We start from the raw sequence: 518 nt of genomic DNA, 5'->3' as shown, positions 1-518 counted from the left end.
CCTGGGCGTGAACGTGCCGCGCCTTCGCCGGCTGGTGCTGGGAACGACAATACTGCTGGCGGCGCCCGTGACCGCCTTTTGCGGTCCCGTGGCCTTCGTCGGCCTGATCGTGCCGCATCTGGCGCGCGGCCTGATCGGTTCGGCGCAGATCGGGGCGCTGATCCCGGCGACCGCCCTGATCGGAGCGGTTCTGGCCTTAGCGGCGGATCTGGTGGTTCACCTGCCGTGGGAACAGCACTTCCTGCATCTCAACGCCATACTGGCGCTGATCGGCGCGCCGCTGGTGATCCTGCTGCTGCTGAAGTCGCGCAGTCTTCGCGGCGGGGAGGGCCGATGTACGCGATAGACGCTCTGCGGATCGGCTATGGGCGAAATGTCCTGTCGACGCTTGACCAGGTCGTCGTCGAACCCGGCGAATTCATCTGCCTGCTGGGGCGAAACGGTCAGGGCAAGTCGACCCTGCTGCGGACATTGGCGGGCTTCATCCCCGCTGTCGACGGCGAGGCCCGCCTCGACGG

Annotated in this window: 2 protein-coding genes; both read left to right on the top strand. The window is 67.4% G+C overall.

What is annotated here, in order from left to right; all coding sequences use genetic code 11:
• A partial coding sequence (locus CVH10_RS17110) for an iron chelate uptake ABC transporter family permease subunit (protein WP_146142969.1) occupies positions 1-346 on the top strand: 346 nt, incomplete at its 5' end.
• On the top strand, positions 334-518 hold a 185-nt coding region (locus CVH10_RS17105; RefSeq protein ID WP_146142968.1), incomplete at its 3' end, for an ATP-binding cassette domain-containing protein. The genes CVH10_RS17110 and CVH10_RS17105, both read left to right, overlap by 13 nt.

The organism is Halomonas sp. ND22Bw, from assembly GCF_003011945.1.
Taxonomy (GTDB): domain Bacteria; phylum Pseudomonadota; class Gammaproteobacteria; order Pseudomonadales; family Halomonadaceae; genus Halomonas; species Halomonas halophila.
The sequence above is the reverse complement of the archived record's forward strand: the minus strand, read 5'-3'. Positions and strand labels throughout refer to the sequence as shown.